Annotated in this window: 14 protein-coding genes; 8 read left to right on the top strand and 6 right to left on the bottom strand. The window is 53.7% G+C overall.

The features are described 5' to 3' along the window. Window positions 1-23 precede the first annotated feature (23 nt). Window positions 24-2,231: a DNA topoisomerase IV subunit A gene (parC, locus tag FKW19_RS04660; protein WP_089179359.1), complete on the top strand. Its 2,208-nt coding sequence runs from the start codon at window positions 24-26 to the stop codon at window positions 2,229-2,231. A 10-nt stretch (window positions 2,232-2,241) separates the two neighbouring features. Here parC and FKW19_RS04655 read toward each other — a convergent pair whose 3' ends face one another. The 3 genes from FKW19_RS04655 to FKW19_RS04645 all read right to left on the bottom strand — a co-directional run bounded on the left by FKW19_RS04655 (window position 2,242) and on the right by FKW19_RS04645 (window position 5,692). After that, window positions 2,242-3,015: an arginyltransferase gene (locus FKW19_RS04655; protein WP_063354952.1), complete on the bottom strand. Its 774-nt coding sequence runs from the start codon at window positions 3,013-3,015 to the stop codon at window positions 2,242-2,244. Between the two features lie 74 nt (window positions 3,016-3,089). Further along, window positions 3,090-4,094 carry a porphobilinogen synthase gene (gene hemB / locus FKW19_RS04650; protein WP_006117461.1) on the bottom strand — a complete coding sequence of 335 codons (1,005 nt, stop codon included), beginning with the start codon at window positions 4,092-4,094 and terminating at the stop codon, window positions 3,090-3,092. A gap of 116 nt (window positions 4,095-4,210) precedes the next feature. Next, window positions 4,211-5,692 carry an amino acid permease gene (locus FKW19_RS04645; RefSeq protein WP_006117460.1) on the bottom strand — a complete coding sequence of 494 codons (1,482 nt, stop codon included), beginning with the start codon at window positions 5,690-5,692 and terminating at the stop codon, window positions 4,211-4,213. Between the two features lie 180 nt (window positions 5,693-5,872). Here FKW19_RS04645 and glyA point away from each other — a divergent pair, with 180 nt between their 5' ends. Continuing rightward, window positions 5,873-7,165: a serine hydroxymethyltransferase gene (gene glyA, locus FKW19_RS04640; protein ID WP_006117459.1), complete on the top strand. Its 1,293-nt coding sequence runs from the start codon at window positions 5,873-5,875 to the stop codon at window positions 7,163-7,165. A gap of 39 nt (window positions 7,166-7,204) precedes the next feature. Here the strand turns inward: glyA and FKW19_RS04635 are convergent, their stop codons facing one another. Next, window positions 7,205-8,263, bottom strand: a complete 1,059-nt coding sequence (locus tag FKW19_RS04635; RefSeq protein WP_238331320.1) for a succinylglutamate desuccinylase/aspartoacylase family protein — start codon at window positions 8,261-8,263, stop codon at window positions 7,205-7,207. A gap of 164 nt (window positions 8,264-8,427) precedes the next feature. On the opposite strand from FKW19_RS04635, the gene FKW19_RS04630 reads away from it, so the two are divergent. Together FKW19_RS04630 and FKW19_RS04625 are read left to right on the top strand one after the other, a co-directional pair. Further along, entirely contained in the window at window positions 8,428-9,636 is a 1,209-nt protein-coding gene (locus FKW19_RS04630) for a glycosyltransferase family 4 protein (protein ID WP_089179358.1), read from the top strand. Window positions 9,637-9,651: 15 nt separating this feature from the next. Then, on the top strand, window positions 9,652-10,761 hold the full coding sequence (locus tag FKW19_RS04625; RefSeq protein WP_116100266.1) for a glycosyltransferase: 1,110 nt from the start codon (window positions 9,652-9,654) through the stop codon (window positions 10,759-10,761). Here FKW19_RS04625 and FKW19_RS04620 read toward each other — a convergent pair. After that, on the bottom strand, window positions 10,712-11,914 hold the full coding sequence (locus FKW19_RS04620; RefSeq protein ID WP_089179356.1) for a DEAD/DEAH box helicase: 1,203 nt from the start codon (window positions 11,912-11,914) through the stop codon (window positions 10,712-10,714). The genes FKW19_RS04625 and FKW19_RS04620 overlap by 50 nt on opposite strands. Before the next feature lie 129 nt (window positions 11,915-12,043). Between FKW19_RS04620 and FKW19_RS04615 the strand changes: the two genes are divergently transcribed. Then, complete coding sequence (locus tag FKW19_RS04615; RefSeq protein WP_089179355.1) at window positions 12,044-13,075, top strand: mitochondrial fission ELM1 family protein; 1,032 nt, start codon at window positions 12,044-12,046, stop codon at window positions 13,073-13,075. Window positions 13,076-13,337: 262 nt separating this feature from the next. Here FKW19_RS04615 and serB read toward each other — a convergent pair whose 3' ends face one another. Further along, the gene (gene serB / locus FKW19_RS04605; protein WP_089179354.1) at window positions 13,338-14,228 is read right to left on the bottom strand and encodes a phosphoserine phosphatase SerB; all 891 of its coding nucleotides are present in this window, start codon (window positions 14,226-14,228) and stop codon (window positions 13,338-13,340) included. A 51-nt stretch (window positions 14,229-14,279) separates the two neighbouring features. Between serB and miaA the strand changes: the two genes are divergently transcribed. The 3 genes from miaA to ilvN all read left to right on the top strand — a co-directional run bounded on the left by miaA (window position 14,280) and on the right by ilvN (window position 17,722). Then, window positions 14,280-15,272: a tRNA (adenosine(37)-N6)-dimethylallyltransferase MiaA gene (gene miaA, locus FKW19_RS04600; protein WP_304466177.1), complete on the top strand. Its 993-nt coding sequence runs from the start codon at window positions 14,280-14,282 to the stop codon at window positions 15,270-15,272. 14 nt (window positions 15,273-15,286) lie between these two features. Then, window positions 15,287-17,137, top strand: a complete 1,851-nt coding sequence (ilvB, locus tag FKW19_RS04595; protein WP_006117449.1) for a biosynthetic-type acetolactate synthase large subunit — start codon at window positions 15,287-15,289, stop codon at window positions 17,135-17,137. 66 nt (window positions 17,138-17,203) lie between these two features. Next, window positions 17,204-17,722, top strand: a complete 519-nt coding sequence (gene ilvN / locus FKW19_RS04590; RefSeq protein WP_003628530.1) for an acetolactate synthase small subunit — start codon at window positions 17,204-17,206, stop codon at window positions 17,720-17,722. Window positions 17,723-17,745: the final 23 nt, after the last annotated feature.

The following is a 17,745-nucleotide window of genomic DNA, read 5'->3' as shown; positions in this document are numbered from 1 at the left end:
GCACAGCTTTCCAGGGATGGCAGATGAGCGAAACCGCAGGACATATTGAGGAAACAAAACTGGCAGAGGCGCTGAGTGAGCGTTATCTGGCCTATGCGCTTTCCACCATCATGTCCCGCTCTTTGCCGGATGTGCGGGATGGGCTTAAGCCGGTGCATCGGCGCTTGGTTTATGCCATGCATCAGCTCCGGCTAGATCCGGCTTCTGGTTTTAAAAAATGCGCCCGTGTAGTGGGTGATGTTATCGGTAAGTTCCACCCTCATGGTGATGCTTCTGTTTACGAAGCGCTGGTGCGGCTGGCGCAGGATTTTGCTGCACGTTACCCGCTGGTAGAAGGGCAGGGGAATTTTGGTTCTGTTGATGGTGATAACCCGGCCGCCATGCGGTACACGGAAGCTCGCCTGACAGAAGTTGCTGTGGCCCTGTTGGACGGCATTGAAGATGATGCCGTAGATTTTCGCCCCACCTATGATGGTGAGGAGCAGGAACCCGTTGTGCTTCCATCGGCTTTCCCCAATCTGCTTGCCAATGGTGCGGCAGGTATTGCTGTGGGTATGGCCACCAGTATTCCCCCTCATAATGCAGCAGAAGTTTGCGCTGCGGCTGCTTTGTTGGTGCGTAAACCCTCTGCCACTACGCAGGAGCTGCTAGAGCTTATGCCGGGGCCGGATTTTCCCACCGGTGGCCTGATTGTGGAAGATTCGGATGCTATTTTGCAGGCGTACGAAACAGGCCGTGGCAGCTTTAGAATGCGTGCGCGGTGGGAGGTTGAACAGGGCCGTTTTAGTACGTGGCATATTGTGGTTACGCAAATTCCGTATCAGGTGCAGAAATCTCGCCTGATTGAGCAGATTGCTGATTTGCTGGATCAGAAAAAACTGCCTTTGCTAGGGGATATCCGTGATGAAAGTACGGATGAAATTCGTCTGATTCTGGAGCCCAAAACACGCGGTATAGAACCAGAAGTGCTGATGGAAACATTGTTTCGCGCCACACCGCTGGAAAGTCGCTTTGGCCTGAATATGAATGTGCTGGGGGCGGATCGTTCACCCGGTGTAATGGGGCTTAAGCAGGTTATTCAGGCATGGTTGAACCATCGGCATGAAGTGCTGGAACGCCGAAGCCGCCATAGATTGACAGCGGTGGAACGGCGGCTGGAAATTCTTTCGGGTTTTCTTGCTGTTTATCTTAACCTGGATGAGGTTATTCGCATTATTCGGGAAGAGGATGATGCCAAGGCCAGCCTGATAGCCACGTTCAAGCTAACAGATTTGCAAGCAGAATCCGTGCTCAACATGCGCCTGCGGAGTTTGCGGCGCCTTGAGGAAATGGAAATCCGCAAGGAGCATGATGCGCTTTCTGCCGAGCAAGCAGCATTAATGGCATTGCTTGATAGTGAAAAACAGCGCTGGAAAACGATCGAGCGCGAATTAACGACCATGATCAAAGCTTTCGGGAAAGGTCGTTTGGGTGAGCGTAGAAGCACTATCCTTTCTGCACCCAAGCCTGTTGATATTTCTGTGGTGGAAGAAGTTGAGCGCGAACCACTCACCATGATCCTTTCTCAAAAAGGATGGGTGCGTGCGGTTAAAGGCCATAATGTTGATCTGGAAAATCAGAAGTTTAAGGAAGGGGATGCTCTCAAGCTGGCTATTCCTTGCCAGACATCAGATAGGCTCTGCTTCTTTGCAACAGATGGGCGAGCCTATACCGTAAAAGGGGCCGATTTACCGCGAGGCCGCGGGGATGGGCAGCCTATTCGCCTGTTGATTGACCTTTCCAACGATGAAGACCTTCTGGCTGTTTTCCCGATAGAAGATGGCAAACGCCGCTTGGTGGCTTCAAGCGCTGGGCGTGGCATGCTGGTGGAAGAAGAAGCCTTGGTGGCGGAAAAACGATCGGGCCGACAGGTGCTGAACCTGAAGGAAGGCGAGTTTGCCCGCATATGTGTACCCGCAGAAGGAGACCATGTTGCCGTTGTGGGGGATAACCGGCGATTCCTGATTTTTCCATTGGAGCAGTTGCCCGTCATGGCGCGCGGCCTTGGTGTGGCTTTGCAGAAATACTCGGATGGAGGAGGGTTGCGCCAAGCTGTGGTGTTTACCGCCGCAGATGGGCTGCACTGGCCGGGCACTGCGCGTGTGCGCCAGTTTGCTGATCTGCAAGATTGGGTTAGCCGCCGCGCGGCTGTTGGCAAAGTTGCGCCACCTTGGGCGGGTAAAAAGCCTTAAGCACTGCCACTTAGAACAGAGGGCCTTCCGGAAACGGATGGGCCCTTTCTGTTTTGGGGGGATAGTTTAGATCCAACTTCTGCCATGTGCCATTGCGCAAAATTTCTGCGGGCTGAAAGCGTTCTTTGTAAGCCATTTTAGGGCTGCCCGGCACCCAATACCCCAGATACAGGTATGGTAACTCCATCTGCATGGCTAATTCTGCCAAGGAAAGAATGGCAAAACTGCCGAGAGAACGCTGAGGGCAGTTAGGCTCATAAAAGCTGTAAACAGCAGAAAGCCCATCTTCCAGAACATCAATTAGGCTGGCGGCCATTAAGGTGGCGTCTGGCGCACGAAATTCGACAAGTCGCGTATCTACAGGCGTTTCTTCCACCATAATCCGGTAATCATGCATGGACATGCCCGCCATTTCACCATCGGAATGGCGGCTATCCAGATATCTGCGGAAGAGTGTGTATTGTTCGTCTGTAGCGGTAGGGGGCAGGAGGCTGCGCATAAGATCAGCATTCCGCCGGACTGCGCGTTTTTGTGTGCGATGAGGCGTCAGGTTTCTGACAGGCAAACGAATAGGAATGCAGGCAGAGCAACCATCGCAAATAGGTGCGTAAGCCAAGGTATGGCTCCGCCTGAAACCGGCATGGGAAAGGCGGCTGTGTAGGAAGTTGGCATCCGGGGTTGCAAGATCCACCAGTATTTTACGCTCAATGCGATTGGGCAGATACGGACAGGCACCGGGTGGCGCGGTGTAGAAAAAATGCGGCCTGTCTTGCGATGACGTCATGGGGAGAAATGATCCCGCAACAAAATTATGGGCCAGAAAGCTCTGGCCCATATGTCGTGATATTGACTGGCAACTTATTGGCCGAAAGATGCCCGGATACGTTCTGCAGCTTCAATAGCAAAATACGTTAAAATGCCATTGGCACCCGCGCGGCGGAAGGCTAGCAGGCTTTCCATAACGGCACGTTCATGATCCAGCCAGCCATTGCGGATGGCAGCCATCAGCATCGCATATTCACCAGATACCTGATAGGCAAAGGTGGGCACGTGGAATTCATCTTTCACACGGCGGATGATATCCAGATACGGCAGGCCGGGTTTGACCATCACCATATCTGCGCCTTCAGCAATGTCCATTTCTACTTCACGCAGGGCTTCATCGCTGTTGGCAGGATCCATCTGATAGGTTTTTTTATCACCTTTCAGCATACCGCCAGACCCCAGAGCATCACGGAACGGGCCGTAAAATGCGCTGGCGTATTTGGCTGCGTAGGACATAATCCGGGTGTTAATCAGCCCGTTGCCGTCCAAATCACGCCGAATAGCCTCAATACGGCCATCCATCATGTCTGATGGGGCAATAATGTCTACACCGGCAGCAGCCTGATTTACTGCTTGCTGGGAAAGAATGGTTACGGATGGATCATTCACCACGTAGCCATTTTCAATCAGACCATCGTGGCCGTGGCTGGTATAGGGGTCCAGTGCTACGTCACCAATCAGCCCGACGTTTGGAAATTCTTTTTTAAGCAGGCGGGCGGCCCGGCACATCAGGTTATCCGGGTTTGTGGCTTCCGTGCCTTTTTCATCCCGCGCTTCTGTGGGCGTAATGGGGAAAAGGGCCAAAGCCGGAATGCCCAGCTTTGCAGCGGGCTCAACATGTGCGGCCAGTTTATCCAGCGTTACACGGTGTACGCCGGGCATGGAGGACACCTCGGTAACCGTGTTGGTGCCTTCCATAAAAAAGATAGGCCAGATGAGGTTGTTGATGCCCAACGTATTTTCAGCAACCAAGCGGCGCGTGAAATCATCAATCCGGTTGCGCCGGGGGCGAGCCAGAGGAAAACGGCCAGCCATCATGGGCAGGATCTCCTTGCTGCTGCCTGCGGGCGTGGCGGGGTGCTTAAAAGAACCCCAACCACGGCGGGCGGGACAGACGGGTGAATGCTGCCTAGAAGTATGCGCGCCTGTGCGCTTTATGCAACCCTGTCTGGCGGAATGCTGGGTCGCGCTAATGCGCTATGGTAACGGCCATAGGTAAGGTAAATCACCATCCCGATGGCCAGCCATACGACCAGCCGGATCCATGTCAGTCCATCCAGCGAGACCATGACCGTGCCGCAGGAGAGAATACCTAAAATGGGAATAATGTCTCCGCCGGGAACCCGAAAGGCACGTGGATGATCAGGTGCCTTGCGGCGTAGGATCATTACGCCAGCGCATACCAGAATAAAAGCCAGAAGCGTGCCGATGGATGTCATGTGCCCCAGCTCAGAAATGGGCAAAAACGCGCTTAGCAGGCAGATGATAAGCATGAAAAAGACGTTGGACATCCAAGGTGTCTGATATTTTGGATGTGTGGCGCTAAACATGGGGGGCAGCAGACCATCGCGGGACATGGCAAAAAACACGCGGCTCTGGCCTAAAAGCATACCCATGAGCACGGATGTAAACCCACAAATAATGCCAATTTTGATAGCAAGTTGCAGCCATGTATAGGGCGTGCGGTTAATAGCTGTGGCTACCGGGGCGGCATCTCCCAGCATGTCTTTGTAATTGACCAGACCGGTCATCACAAAAGAGAAGCAAACATAAGCCAACGCGCAAATGAGCAAGCTGCCCAAAATACCAATGGGCATATCACGCGCCGGGTTTTTGGTTTCCTGCGCTGTGGTGGAAACGGCATCAAACCCCACATAGGCAAAAAAGATGGTGCCCGCAGCGCGCATGATGCCAGACCAGCCATACTGCCCAAAGGTGCCTGTATTTTGTGGGATAAAGGGGTGATAGTTGGCCGGGTTGATGTAGTGGATGCCAAAGCCAATGAACGCCGTAATCACTAATAGTTTGATGACTACCACAACGGCATTCACCATAGCGGATTGCGAGATCCCGCGAATAAGGATCCATGAAACCAGGCAGGTAATAAAAACTGCGGGCAAGTTCATCAGCCCCGAAACCATGCTGCCATCAGGCATCTGCACGGTTTCAAAGGGGGAGGTCGTAAGCCGTGGGGGCAGCACGATCCCCCACGAATCCAATAAGGACACCACATACCGAGACCAACTAACCGCAACAGTAGCCGCGCCCACGGCGTATTCCAGCACCAGATCCCAACCAATAATCCATGCCATCATTTCGCCTAGCGTGACATACGCATAGGTATAGGCACTTCCCGCAATGGGGATCATGCTGGCCAGTTCGCTGTAACAGAGCCCGGCAAAGCCACAGGCAATGGCTGCAATAAAAAAGGAAAGAACCACAGCAGGTCCAGCATTTTCAGAAGCGGCAATGCCGGTAAGAGAAAATAGGCCAGCCCCAATTGTGGCGCCAACACCCAACGCTACAAGGCTTCCCGGCCCCAGAACACGCTTAAGCCCCGGTGCTGCCTGTAGCTTGTCTAGCGGTAAACATCGCGTAAATGCCGATGTTACAGAGGGGGCAGACTTCTGCTCCATATATTTTTCTCCTGTCCGGGCCGCACGGAAAGCGGTAAGAAGCCTCCAACGGTCTTTTTTCTATAAACAGGCCAGCAGCACATCCTGGCAAGATGTGTTTCTAACGTAACAAACGGACACCGCCTGCCGCCCGGCAAATATGCTGGTGAACATATTGTCTGATTTTGAGGGAACACCTGAATGAGCCACACGGATCTGGATCGCTTTTTCCATGCGTCTCTAGCCCAGACTGATCCGGATGTTGCAGCCGCCATTGAAGGCGAGCTGAAGCGTCAGCAGGAAGGCATTGAACTGATAGCCAGTGAGAACATGGCGTCTGAAGCTGTGCTTCAGGCTCAGGGCAGCGTGCTAACCAACAAATATGCCGAAGGTTATCCCGGCCGCCGCTATTACGGGGGCTGTGTGGAAGTGGATAAGGTTGAAAACCTTGCCATCGACCGCGTGAAAACCCTGTTTGGTGCCGCATTTGCCAACGTGCAGCCGCATTCTGGCGCCAACGCCAACCAAGCGGCCTTTATGGCTATGGGCAAACCGGGTGACACGGTGCTGGGTATGAGCCTTGCCGCTGGTGGCCACCTTACCCACGGTGCAGCCCCCAACTATTCCGGCAAATGGTTTAATTCCGTGCAGTACGGCGTGCGTCAGCAGGACGGCATGCTGGACTATGAGGAAATGGAACGGCTGGCGCGTGAGCATAAACCATCCATCATTGTGGCTGGTGGCTCTGCATATCCGCGTATTATTGATTTTGCCCGCTTCCGCCGCATTGCGGATGAAGTTGGTGCACTTCTTATGGTGGATATGGCGCATTTTGCTGGTTTGGTGGCTGCTGGCCTGTATCCGAACCCGTTGGAATACGCGCATATTGTAACCTCCACCACTCATAAAACCCTGCGTGGCCCACGTGGCGGTCTGATCCTGACCAATGACGAAGCATTGGCTAAAAAGATCAACTCTGCTGTGTTCCCCGGTTTGCAGGGCGGCCCGCTGATGCACGTTATTGCCGGTAAGGCCGTGGCGTTTGGTGAAGCCCTCCGTCCGGAATTTAAGGAATACCAGAAAGCGGTGCAGAAAAACGCAGCCGTTCTGGCCGAAGTTCTGGTGGAACGTGGGTTTGATATCGTAACAGGTGGCACGGATTCACACCTGCTTCTGGTTGATCTGCGCCCCAAAAAGGTAACTGGTAAAGCTGCGGAACAGGCTCTGGAACGCGCTGGTATTACAGCCAACAAAAACGCCATTCCGTTTGATCCGGAAAAGCCCGCCATCACTTCCGGTGTGCGTTTGGGCAGCCCGGCAGCAACGGCTCGCGGCTTCCGTGAGGAAGAGTTCCGCCAGATTGGTGAAATGATTGACGAGGTTCTGACAGCTCTGGCTGCTTCTGGCGGTGAGGGTAACAGCGAAGTTGAAAACGCTGTGCATGAACGCGTTAAGGCTCTGTGCGCTAAATTTCCTATCTATAGCCGCGCATAATAACTTCGCCTTTTAGGGTATCAGAACGGGCATGTAGGCTTAGGCTTGCATGTCCGTTTTGTTATTAAGGCGCTTGGCAAGCCTTACGGCTGTATGCCCCCGGCGTGGGCGTAAATTGGGCATAACCAAGATACAGTTATTATAGGGCGTACGAATTTCATCTTGCCCATCAAAAGCAATAACAGTGCCCGCCTTACGGATAACGCTGCCACTTACAAACGGCTGCACAAAAACAAAGCGAGATGTCAGCGCCCGTACGCAGTCTGTCACCACAGCTTGCCATACAGGTTCTGAAGGTGGTGCGAATGTAGGAGCGGAAGGGAGAGTGCCGGTTTGTGCCAGAAACAGGCGGGTGCTGAGCAACGCTTGCTGTGCGGCATCTTTTTGCCAGTGTTGCCCCGCTTCCAATAGGCAAGCACGCGTATATGAATGTGGCGTATTAAAGTGGGTGTAATCAATCAGCCTTAATCCATCCTCATGTCCACCATCCTGAACAACAGCAGGTGGGTTGGGTTGCGCGCCAGATACGCAACAGGCAAGGTCTCGGCTGTTTTCCGCCATGCTGCACAGGAAAAGGGGTTGTGCTGGCCAGAGCATGGTGTGGATATCTAAAAGAATATCTACCGTTTCCAGCACAGGCAGCACTTCGCGTACGCGTTGCATTTCGACAGATGTGTGCGCCGAGGCAATTAACTCCGGCTGCCATAACCGGTTCATGTCTTCTTCTACAAAGCGGGATAAGGTGGGGCGTGCGGGGTTAAAGGTTTTATAAGCAGCCAGATTAAGAAAAATCAGGCTTAATCGCCCATGTAACGGGCGTAATGGCAGCCTAAGAAGCTGTTGCAGGGCATAGGCCCCAGCGTATTCGTTGCCATGCATCAGGGCTGTAACAGCCACATGGGGGCCGGGGCGGCGGCTTTCAAAATGATGCACACCTTGAATACCGCAGTTTCCCGCAATCCACGGGCTGATGTCTGGCGGTGGATATTCAATACACACAGCAGGCAAAGCGGGGGGAGAAGGCGGCAGTAAGGCAGAAACAGCCCGAAAACGAAATGCGCTATCGGGTCGCACATGCCGCTTGGATGCACAACTCATACCCCGCTCTCCAGATATCTAGGGGGAGAAGGTATTTCGGCGTGTATGGGGGAATGAAAAAAGGAACAGCACCGCATGTGCAAAAGTATGCGGTGGGTTGTGCGGGGCTGCAATCCCTGCTTTGTCTCAACTTTCTTCTTATTTTCAGGTGACGGACAGTACGAGTGACATCTTCTCTTCATCCTCTCCATCACTTGTGGCGTCTGTTTCCTGTAGCCCAAAGGCGGCGTTTATTGGCCAAGGCTACTGCTTTGCTTGCCCCTAAAGCGGTTAGCCCCACGCCTATTGCTGATGCAAACGTGATTATTGGAGGAGAGCTTGGCCGGGGTTCTGGCTTAGGTGAAGGGGCCAGATTACTTCTGCGTGGTCTGCTTTCTCAAGGGGTAAAGGCAGAAGGTGTAGAAGCAGGTCTTCTACAATCGCAGGGGAAGGCAGGGCTGGATTCTGTTTTTGCAGATCCAAAAGCGGCTTTGGTGCTGCATGTAAATGCGCCACAAACGCCCACAGCTCTTTTGCGTCTGGGCCGCAAACATGTGCTAGGGCGGCGCATTGTGGGTTATTGGGTGTGGGAACTGCCGGTTGCCTCCCCAGAATGGCATGCAGGTGTACCTTGTGTGCATGAAATCTGGACTCCTTCCCACTTTAGCGCACGGGCGCTGGAACCTCTTATGCCCGGCCGGGTCAAGGTTGTGCCTTACCCATTGGCGTGTGTGCCTCCGCAGCCTTCTAAACTAGACCGTCAGGCTTTTGGGTGGCCCGAGGATGCTGTGGTGGTACTGGTTTCTTTTAGTCTTGCGTCCAGCTTTGAACGTAAGAACCCTTTGGCTGCTATAGCGGCATTTCGACAGGCATTTGGAGACAGAAAAGACCGCCTGTTGGTCATGAAAATATCTGGTGCAGATCATTATGCAGCAGATATGCAACGCCTGAAGGACGCTACGGGTGGCGCACAGAATATCCGTTTTGAAAACCGTATGCTGCCAATGCCAGATGTGTACGCCATGACACAGCAAGTTGATATTGTGCTTTCCCTGCACCGGAGCGAAGGATTTGGGCTGGTGCCCGCAGAAGCCATGCTGTTGGAACGTCCTGTTATAGCCACAGATTGGTCTGCCACAGCAGAATTTCTGACATCAGACTGTGGTTGGCCAATTTCTTACAAACTTGTAACAGCTACAGATACGCGGGGCGTGTATCAGGTGCCTCAAGCTGTGTGGGCAGAGGCAGATATTGGGTGTGCAGTGGAAGCATTACAAACTCTTGCAAATGATGCCAATAAGCGCCGCCAGCTTGGGCAGGCCGCTGGTAAGGCAGCATTGCGGGCTTTTGGCCCCACCCCTTTACTGAACGCCGTAGCTGCGTTGCAGAAGTAGATTAGGAAAAGTGTTTTGAGTGGCATACGGGTATTTATCTGGCAGTGGGGGCGCAAAGGGGCGGGCCCGCGCATTGCTGCGGAACTTGCCAAAGCCCTGAACACGTTACCCAACACGTCTGCTGTTCTTTCTCTTTCCTGCGGGGCGGAAGTGCTGCAGGCTGAGCCTGATTTGCATAACGATGTACCAGTGCGTACATATAAAAGCCTTTCCAGCTTTTTTATGCGTTTGTTGCAAGCTCCATATATGCTGCACGCATTGGGCCGTATGTTACGCACTGTTCAGCCTGATATTGCTATATGTGCCATGCCGGGGCCGCTTGATCTGATTATGGTTGCAGCTTTGCGTAAAGCTGGCGTGCCCGTTGTAGTGCTGGTGCATGATGCGGCAGCACATCCCGGAGATGGTTTTGTTGGGCAGATGTTTTTGCAGCGTCTGCTTATTTTGTTTGCTGATGTTCCGGTTACATTAAGTCGGCATGTGGCTGCCCAGCTTGAACGGCAATGGTATATGCGTGGGCGGCGTGCGCTGGTGGCTTTTCATCCACCGTTTGCGTTTGTTGCGCCGCAGGGGCAGCAAAGTGCGCCTTTTGCGCATAAAGGGCCTGTTCGGCTGCTCTTTTTTGGCAGATTACTGTCTTACAAAGGTTTGGATCTGCTGGCTCAAGCTCTTACAGCCATGGATGCACAAGCCCATTATATCTGCCGTGTTGCAGGCAAAGGGCCACATAGTGCGGAGCTGGAGCAGTTGGCATCTTTACCTAATGTGCAGATTGAAAATAGATGGGTGCCGGAAACAAAAGTCAGCCAGCTTCTGGCATGGGCAGATGCGCTGGTGTTGCCTTATAGAGAGGCAACGCAAAGTGGTGTAGGTGCCGCAGCCCTTGCCGCCGGACGTTGGGTGATTTCAACAGATGTTAGTGGTCTGGTAGAACAGTTTGCAGGACAACCTAATGTGCTGTTCTGCAAGCCAGAAGCCCAGAGCATTGCGGTAACGCTTACGGAATTTATAAAAGATAAGCCTGCCGCTACCCCAAACGCACAAGGTAAGCAAAAGGCAGAGCAGGCATGGCAGATTATGGCCGAACAGATTTTGAACGGCGTGAAACAGGTTGAGGAGGCTTAGCCACAGGCAGGGCTTGGTCGGCGCTGATAATCCGTAATTTCACCTGTGCGCCAACCTCAATCTGCCGTAGGCTTTTGCGATCATCCATTGTGCATAACGTAAGAGCAGACCCTTTTTCTCCGCCGCGCCCTGTGCGGCCAATACGGTGCAGATAGGTTTCTGGCTGATCTGGCACATCGTAATTGATGACCTGTTTTACAGAAGGCACATCCAGCCCACGTGCCGCAACATCTGTGGCAACAAGAATAAAGAGCCGTCCGGATTCAAAGCTGGCAACTGTGCTGGTGCGTTTATCCTGCGCAATGTCCCCATGTAAAGGAGCCGCAGCAAGGCGTGCTTTTTTAAGAATAGCGGCGAGCTGATCTGCTTCTGCCTTTGTGCGTACAAAAATAATACTGCGCATTTTAGGCGCACGGCTAAAAAATTCTTTTATAAAGCCCGGCTTCTGAGAGGGATCTAAAAACAATGCGGCCTGACGAATGGGCCCGCGCTTTTGGGGGGCTTGTTCAATGCTGATTTCAACCGGCTTGTGCAGCAGATTCAAAAGCGTGCTTTTAAGACTTTCGGGTTGGGTAGCGGAAAGCACCAACGTTTGCCGCATGGATGGCAGATAGGAGAGCAGGGTTTCTGTATCTTCCTGAAATTCGGGAGAGAACAGGCGGTCGCCTTCATCCAGAACCAGATATCCGCATTCTGAAAGATCGCAAATCCGGTTGGAAACAAAATCCAGCAAGCGGCCCGGTGTTGCAATCAGAATGCGTCGGCCAGTTGCTTGCGCAAGAAAATGCTCCTGCTCAGCCCGGTCAGATCCGCCAAACAGCGGCACAAGGGTCACCGCAGTTTGCTTCTGGCCTTTTTTGCTTTCTCCCAAACAGGTGCGAAAAACTTTTTCTACCTGCAAAACCAGTTCACGCGTGGGCACAAGCACCAGTACAAAGCGTGGCTTGCGAGATTTCAGCAGCTTCTGGCTAAGCGGCAAAGCATAGGCAGCCGTTTTGCCCGTGCCCGTGGGGGCACGCACCAATACATCTTTGCCATCCAGAATGGCAGGAATAGCAGCCTGTTGCACTGGAGTAGGGGCAGCCATGCCCGCCTGCTGCGCATGTGCGCATAATGCTGGATCTAGGCCCAGATCATGGAAACTGCCGGACATTGTGTTGCCTTTCTCCTTATCTGGAATGCGCAAACACGCCTTGCACGCTTTCCGTTCCAGCGGCAAGGAGAGAAAGACACGGGAGCGCTTTTCAGCACTCTCCCTTGCGCAACAGAGGAATAACGCATCATGGCGCGTGCAGATTACGCCGGAACCCCAGAGGGTTCAAATATGTCGTCTTGCGGAACGCAGGCGGGCGTTGCTGCCTTTGTGGTGGGGGAAGATTTTGCTGGCATGCGGTCGCAGGCTTTGGGGCTTGTGGCACGTGCAGGGTGGAATGGCACTTTCCATCCGATATGCCCCAGTAAGCTGGCCCGTGTTATGCTGCGTGGGCCGCGCTGGATTGGTAAGCCTTTTTTGCGCGGCAGCGATGGGGCGGAACTGGAAGAAAATCCTGCGTTTGCGCAATCCTCTGTTGTGGTGAGTGTTGGCGGTAAGGGTGGAGAAGTTGGCGCTGGTTTGCGTGGCTCACACCGGCCTGTGGTGCAAATTCAAAATCCGCGCAAAAATCTGTCACGGTTTGATCTGGTTATTGCCTGTCGGCACGATGATATTGCAGGCCCCAATGTTTTGCTGGGGCGCACAGCGCTGCACGGCCTTACGCCAGAAGCGCTGGAACAGGCGCGTGCAAAATGGCAGCCACAGTTTGCAGAATTGCCACGCCCTCTTATTGCAGCCTTGGTTGGGGGCTCAAATGGTCGCTTCCATTTTGGAGAGGCAGAAGCCCATCGTCTTGGGCAGGTTCTGGTCGAAACCCTTAAGGCGGAGGGGGGCAGTTTGGTTGTTACTCCTTCTCGGCGCACAAGCCCGGCAGCCATGAAGGTGCTGAAAACCATTGTAGAAGGCGCGGGTGGACATGTTTGGAATGGGGAAGGGGAAAATCCCTATGAGGGCCTGATTGCCTGTGCAGATAACCTGATTGTCACAATTGATAGTGTATCAATGATATCAGAGGCTGTTGCTGGGTGTGCGCCAGTAACAATCTACCCTTTGCCGGGCCGTTCTCGCCGGATTACCGATTTTATAGAAGAGCTGGAACTTGCCGGGCGGGTGCATGTGCTGGAAGAAACAGAAACGCGCCTTCCTGCCCCGTGGTTGGCGTTACCGCTGGATGATACACCTTATATTATTAGGGAACTGCATAAACGGCTTGGTTTTTAATCAAGCCGTTATTGTGTGCTGTGTTCTAGATCCAGATAGACCCAAGTAGAATAAGTGTGCCCACAATAAGTGCGGCCACATGGCGCATAACGTGCTCTGGCGTGTCTGGCGGCAAGTTCAGGTAAAAAACAAAAGCAGTAAACCATCAGCCCACACCCAACAATCACGCAGATTGCACGGACGATGGGATAAGTTGAAATATCACGCGGATCAAACTGCATAATCTTTTCCTTATGCCGTCATGCCAAATGTAGTGAACTGATTAGTCCTTGATAAATGCAGAAGCAGGATACCCTTGCGCAAACAGAACCGTGCGTAGGGATGTATGATTGATCTGGGCTGTAATCTCCTTGCGCACAACCGGTTTGGCGTAAAATGCCATACCAAGCCCGGCCTTGCGCAACATGGGCAGATCATTTGCACCATCGCCAATAGCCAGCGTGGCTTCTGCGGGCAGATGATGGGTGGCTGTTAGCTTTTCCAATAGGCTCAGTTTTGTATCTGGCCCCAGAACAGGTTGGCCGGTTGCGCCTGTCAGGCAATCTTCTGCATCAAAAAGCAACGTGTTGGCGTGGTTTTCATCAAACCCGCACAGGGCGGCAACCTTGGAGGTAAAAAAGGTAAAGCCGCCAGAAACCAGTGCAGTGTAAGCGCTGTGTGCGTGCATGGTTTGCACCAGTTCACGCGCGCCGGAGTTGAGTTTGACGTCCTTCCACGCTTTTTCCAGCAAGGAGGCGGGGAGTCCCTTTAGCAGGGCCACGCGCTCACGCAGGGAGGCTGCAAAATCCAGCTCACCATTCATGGAGCGTGCAGTAATGGCAGCTATTTTTTCACCAATACCGGCATGTGCTGCCACGTCATCCAATGTTTCATTGGCCACTATGGTGCTGTCCATATCGGAAACCAGCAGCTTTTTGCGGCGCGTGGCTGTATGGGTCAGCACCGAATCTATGGGCAGGGTATTCAGCGCTTCCCGCACGGCTGGCAGCTTGCTGGCTGCACTTTCCGTGCAGGGAATATCAACCGCTTCCCCTGCTGAAAGCACAGTGGCTTCTGCAGTGGTGGCCAGAATGTCGCGCACCAGTGCAATGGTGGCGGTATCAAGGGGTGTTGCCTCACGCTGGGCAACAAGGGTCAGAACAAGGCTCGTCATGGCAAAGGGGTGTGTGGCAGGAATGCAGGCATGAGGCAAGCAGAACACCATATGGGCAGACTTGCGGAGCCTTCCGCCAATCTGCCCGCAGCACTTATTGTGGCCGGGCCCACATGCTCTGGCAAATCCGCTCTGGCGTTGGCATTGGCCCGCAGATTGAACGGCGAGATTATTAATGCCGATTCTATGCAGGTTTATAAGGATCTCGATGTTTTAACGGCCCGCCCCAGTGCAGAAGATGAGCAGCTTGTGCCGCACCGGCTTTACGGTGTGCTGCCAGCGGAAGAAAAAGGCAGTGTGGCATGGTGGCGAGAGCAAGCTTTGGCCTGCATGCAGCAGGCATGGGCGCAAAACCGTTTGCCCATTTTATGTGGTGGTACAGGGATGTACTTGCATGCCCTGACACATGGCTTGGCCATTATCCCAGATACAGGGGATGAGGCCCGGCAGGAGGCCCGCCAAAGTGTGGCGCAGTATGGTGCTCCAGCCTTGCATGCCCGCCTGATGGAAGTGGACCCTGAAACAGCCTGCCGCCTGCGGCCTGTAGATTCCCAGCGTGTTTCGCGCGCATGGGAGGTGTGGCGTGGCACTGGGCACGGGCTGACATGGTGGCACAAACAGCCGGGCTTGCCGCCTGCTGCTTGCCGGTTTGTAGCTGTTCGCCTCAATCCGGAGCGTGCGGAACTGCGGGCGCGCATTGCTGCAAGGTTTGAGAACATGCTGCGCAATGGTGCTGTGGCAGAGGTGCGGACATTACTGGCCCGAAAGTTGGATACCAGCCTGCCAGCCATGCGTGCGCACGGCGTGCCAGAACTTTCTGCCATGCTGCGTGGAGAAATAACCGAGCAAGAAGCCACGCAACGGGCTGTGCAGGCTACAGGGCGTTACACAAAGCGGCAAGCAACGTGGTTTGCGCACCACAGTTTGGCAAAAAAGGGCTTGGAATGCACAGTTGATGCATCTTTTTCTGATTTTGCGCAATTTTCGGAAAGAAAATACGAAGAAATTGTATCTTTCGTTCTCCGTGGGATTGACGCTACCTGATTCGAGGCCTAAAGATGCCGCCTGTCCCATTTCCGGGAAGAGAGGATAACATGACACTCAAAACTGCTTCGGCACCATCAGACGCACGGAACACACCAGCCCTTTCTGGTGCGGAAGTCCTTATGCGCGCGCTGGCTGAGCAGGGTGTGGAAGTTATTTTCGGGTACCCGGGCGGGGCGGTTCTGCCTATTTATGATGCCCTGTTTAAGCAAAACCAGATTCGCCACGTGCTGGTAAGGCACGAGCAAGCGGCTGTTCATGCGGCAGAAGCCTATGCACGCTCTACCGGTAAGGTGGGTGTTGTGCTGGTTACCAGTGGTCCGGGTGCTACAAATGCCGTTACCGGCTTGCTGGATGCCATGATGGATTCTATCCCGCTGGTGTGCCTGTCTGGCCAGGTGCCCACAAGCCTGATCGGGAATGATGCTTTTCAGGAAGCAGATACCACAGGTATTACGCGGCCTGTTACCAAATACAATTATCTGGTGCGCAAGCCCGAAGATCTGGCGCCAACGGTGCATGAGGCTTTTGCCATTGCACGTTCTGGCCGCCCTGGCCCGGTGCTGATTGATCTGCCCAAAAACATTACTGTGGGTGATGCGCCATACATGGATGCAAAGGAAATTGCACCACGTACGGAAAGAACGCAGGCCAAGCCGGATAAAGATGCTGTGGCCCGCGCCGTAAAGGCCATGAAAAATGCCAAGCGCCCTCTGTTTTATACGGGTGGCGGCATTATCAATTCTGGCCCGCAAGCGAGTGAAGCCCTGCGTAAACTAGTTAAGATGACGGGCTTTCCCATCACCTCTACGCTGATGGGCCTTGGGGCTTATCCGGGCACCGATTCCCAGTTTCTGGGTATGTTGGGAATGCACGGTACTTACGAAGCCAATCTGGCGACGCATGATTGCGATGTGCTGATTGCGCTGGGCAGCCGGTTTGATGACCGCGTGACCGGGCGTGTGGATGCGTTTTCTCCCACATCCTTTAAAATCCATGCGGATATTGATCCGGCACAGATCAACAAGATTATCCACGTAGATGAAGCCATTATTGGCGATGTGGGTGAAACCATCGCCATGATGCTTGAGGAATGGGAAAAAGAACCCGCCTTCACGCATCAGAAAGAACTGGCTGAATGGTGGAACCGGATTGATGCATGGCGTGCGCTGGATTGCTTGCGCTTTACGCAGGATCAGGCTCCGGATGCGGTTATCAAGCCCCAGCAGGCGATCCGCCGCATTTATGAACTGGCGCGCGAAACCGGGCGCGATACCTATGTTTCAACCGAAGTTGGGCAGCATCAGATGTGGGCTGCGCAGTTCTTCCAGTTCGATCATCCCAACCGTTGGCTAACATCTGGTGGCCTTGGCACTATGGGTTATGGCTTGCCCGCAGCCGTTGGCGCGCAGATTGCGCACCCGGATGCATTGGTAATGGATATTGCTGGTGAGGCTTCTACCCTGATGAATATTCAGGAACTGGGCACTATTGCGCAGTATCGTCTGCCGGTAAAAATCTTCATCATCAACAACCATTACATGGGCATGGTGCGCCAGTGGCAGGAGTTGCTGCATGGCTCTCGCTATTCTGAAAGCTACAGCGATGCGCTGCCAGATTTTGTAAAGCTGGCAGAAAGCTTTCATGGCACGGGCCTGCGTGTCACGCAGCTTAGTCAGTTAGATGATACCATCCGGCAGGCGCTTGCGCATGATGGGCCGGTGATTGTGGATATCTGCGTGGCGGAAGGTGAAAACTGCTTCCCCATGATTCCTTCTGGCGCTGCCCATAATGAAATGATTTTGGGGCCAGAGCAGGAAGAAAGCGGAGCCAAGATCACCAAGGAAGGGCAGATGCTGGTCTGAGACCAGTTGGGGGTTGCCCTCAAGAGTTTCTTTCTTCTTCCAGTCTGATTTCAGGATACACTGACAATGCAGCAGGAAATTTCAGGTTCTGCCGTTATCTCTCTTCTGGTGGACAACGAAAGTGGTGCGCTGGCTCGTATTGTGGAGCTGTTTTCTGGCCGCGGATACAACATCCAGAGCCTGACAGTTGCCCCGGTTGATGAAAATCAGACCACATCCCGCGTGAATGTGGTGACAACTGGCACCCCCTCCGCTATCCGCCAGATACGTGCCCAAATTGCGCGTGTGGTGCCCGTATCCCGTGTTGTGGATCTTACGGCAGAAGGCCCATATGTGGCGCGGGAAATGGCGCTGGTGAAAGTGGTTTCCTCTGGCGAGCCGCGTACGGAAGCCCTGCGGATTGCACAGGCATTTCGTGCACGGGCAGTGGACACCACGGCAAGTTCTTTTGTGTTTGAACTGACTGGCTCTACAGAAAAGCTGGACAGTTTTATCGAGCTGATGCGTCCGCTTGGGCTGGCTGAGGTTTCACGCACAGGCGTGGCCTCCATTTGCCGCGGACCGCAGACAATTCAGAGCATCTGAAGTATGAGAAAAGCCGGAAAAGC

The organism is Acetobacter sp. DmW_125128 (genome assembly GCF_008704325.1).
Classification (GTDB): Bacteria; Pseudomonadota; Alphaproteobacteria; order Acetobacterales; family Acetobacteraceae; genus Acetobacter; species Acetobacter oryzifermentans.
This window is presented reverse-complemented; position numbering and strand designations above follow the sequence as displayed.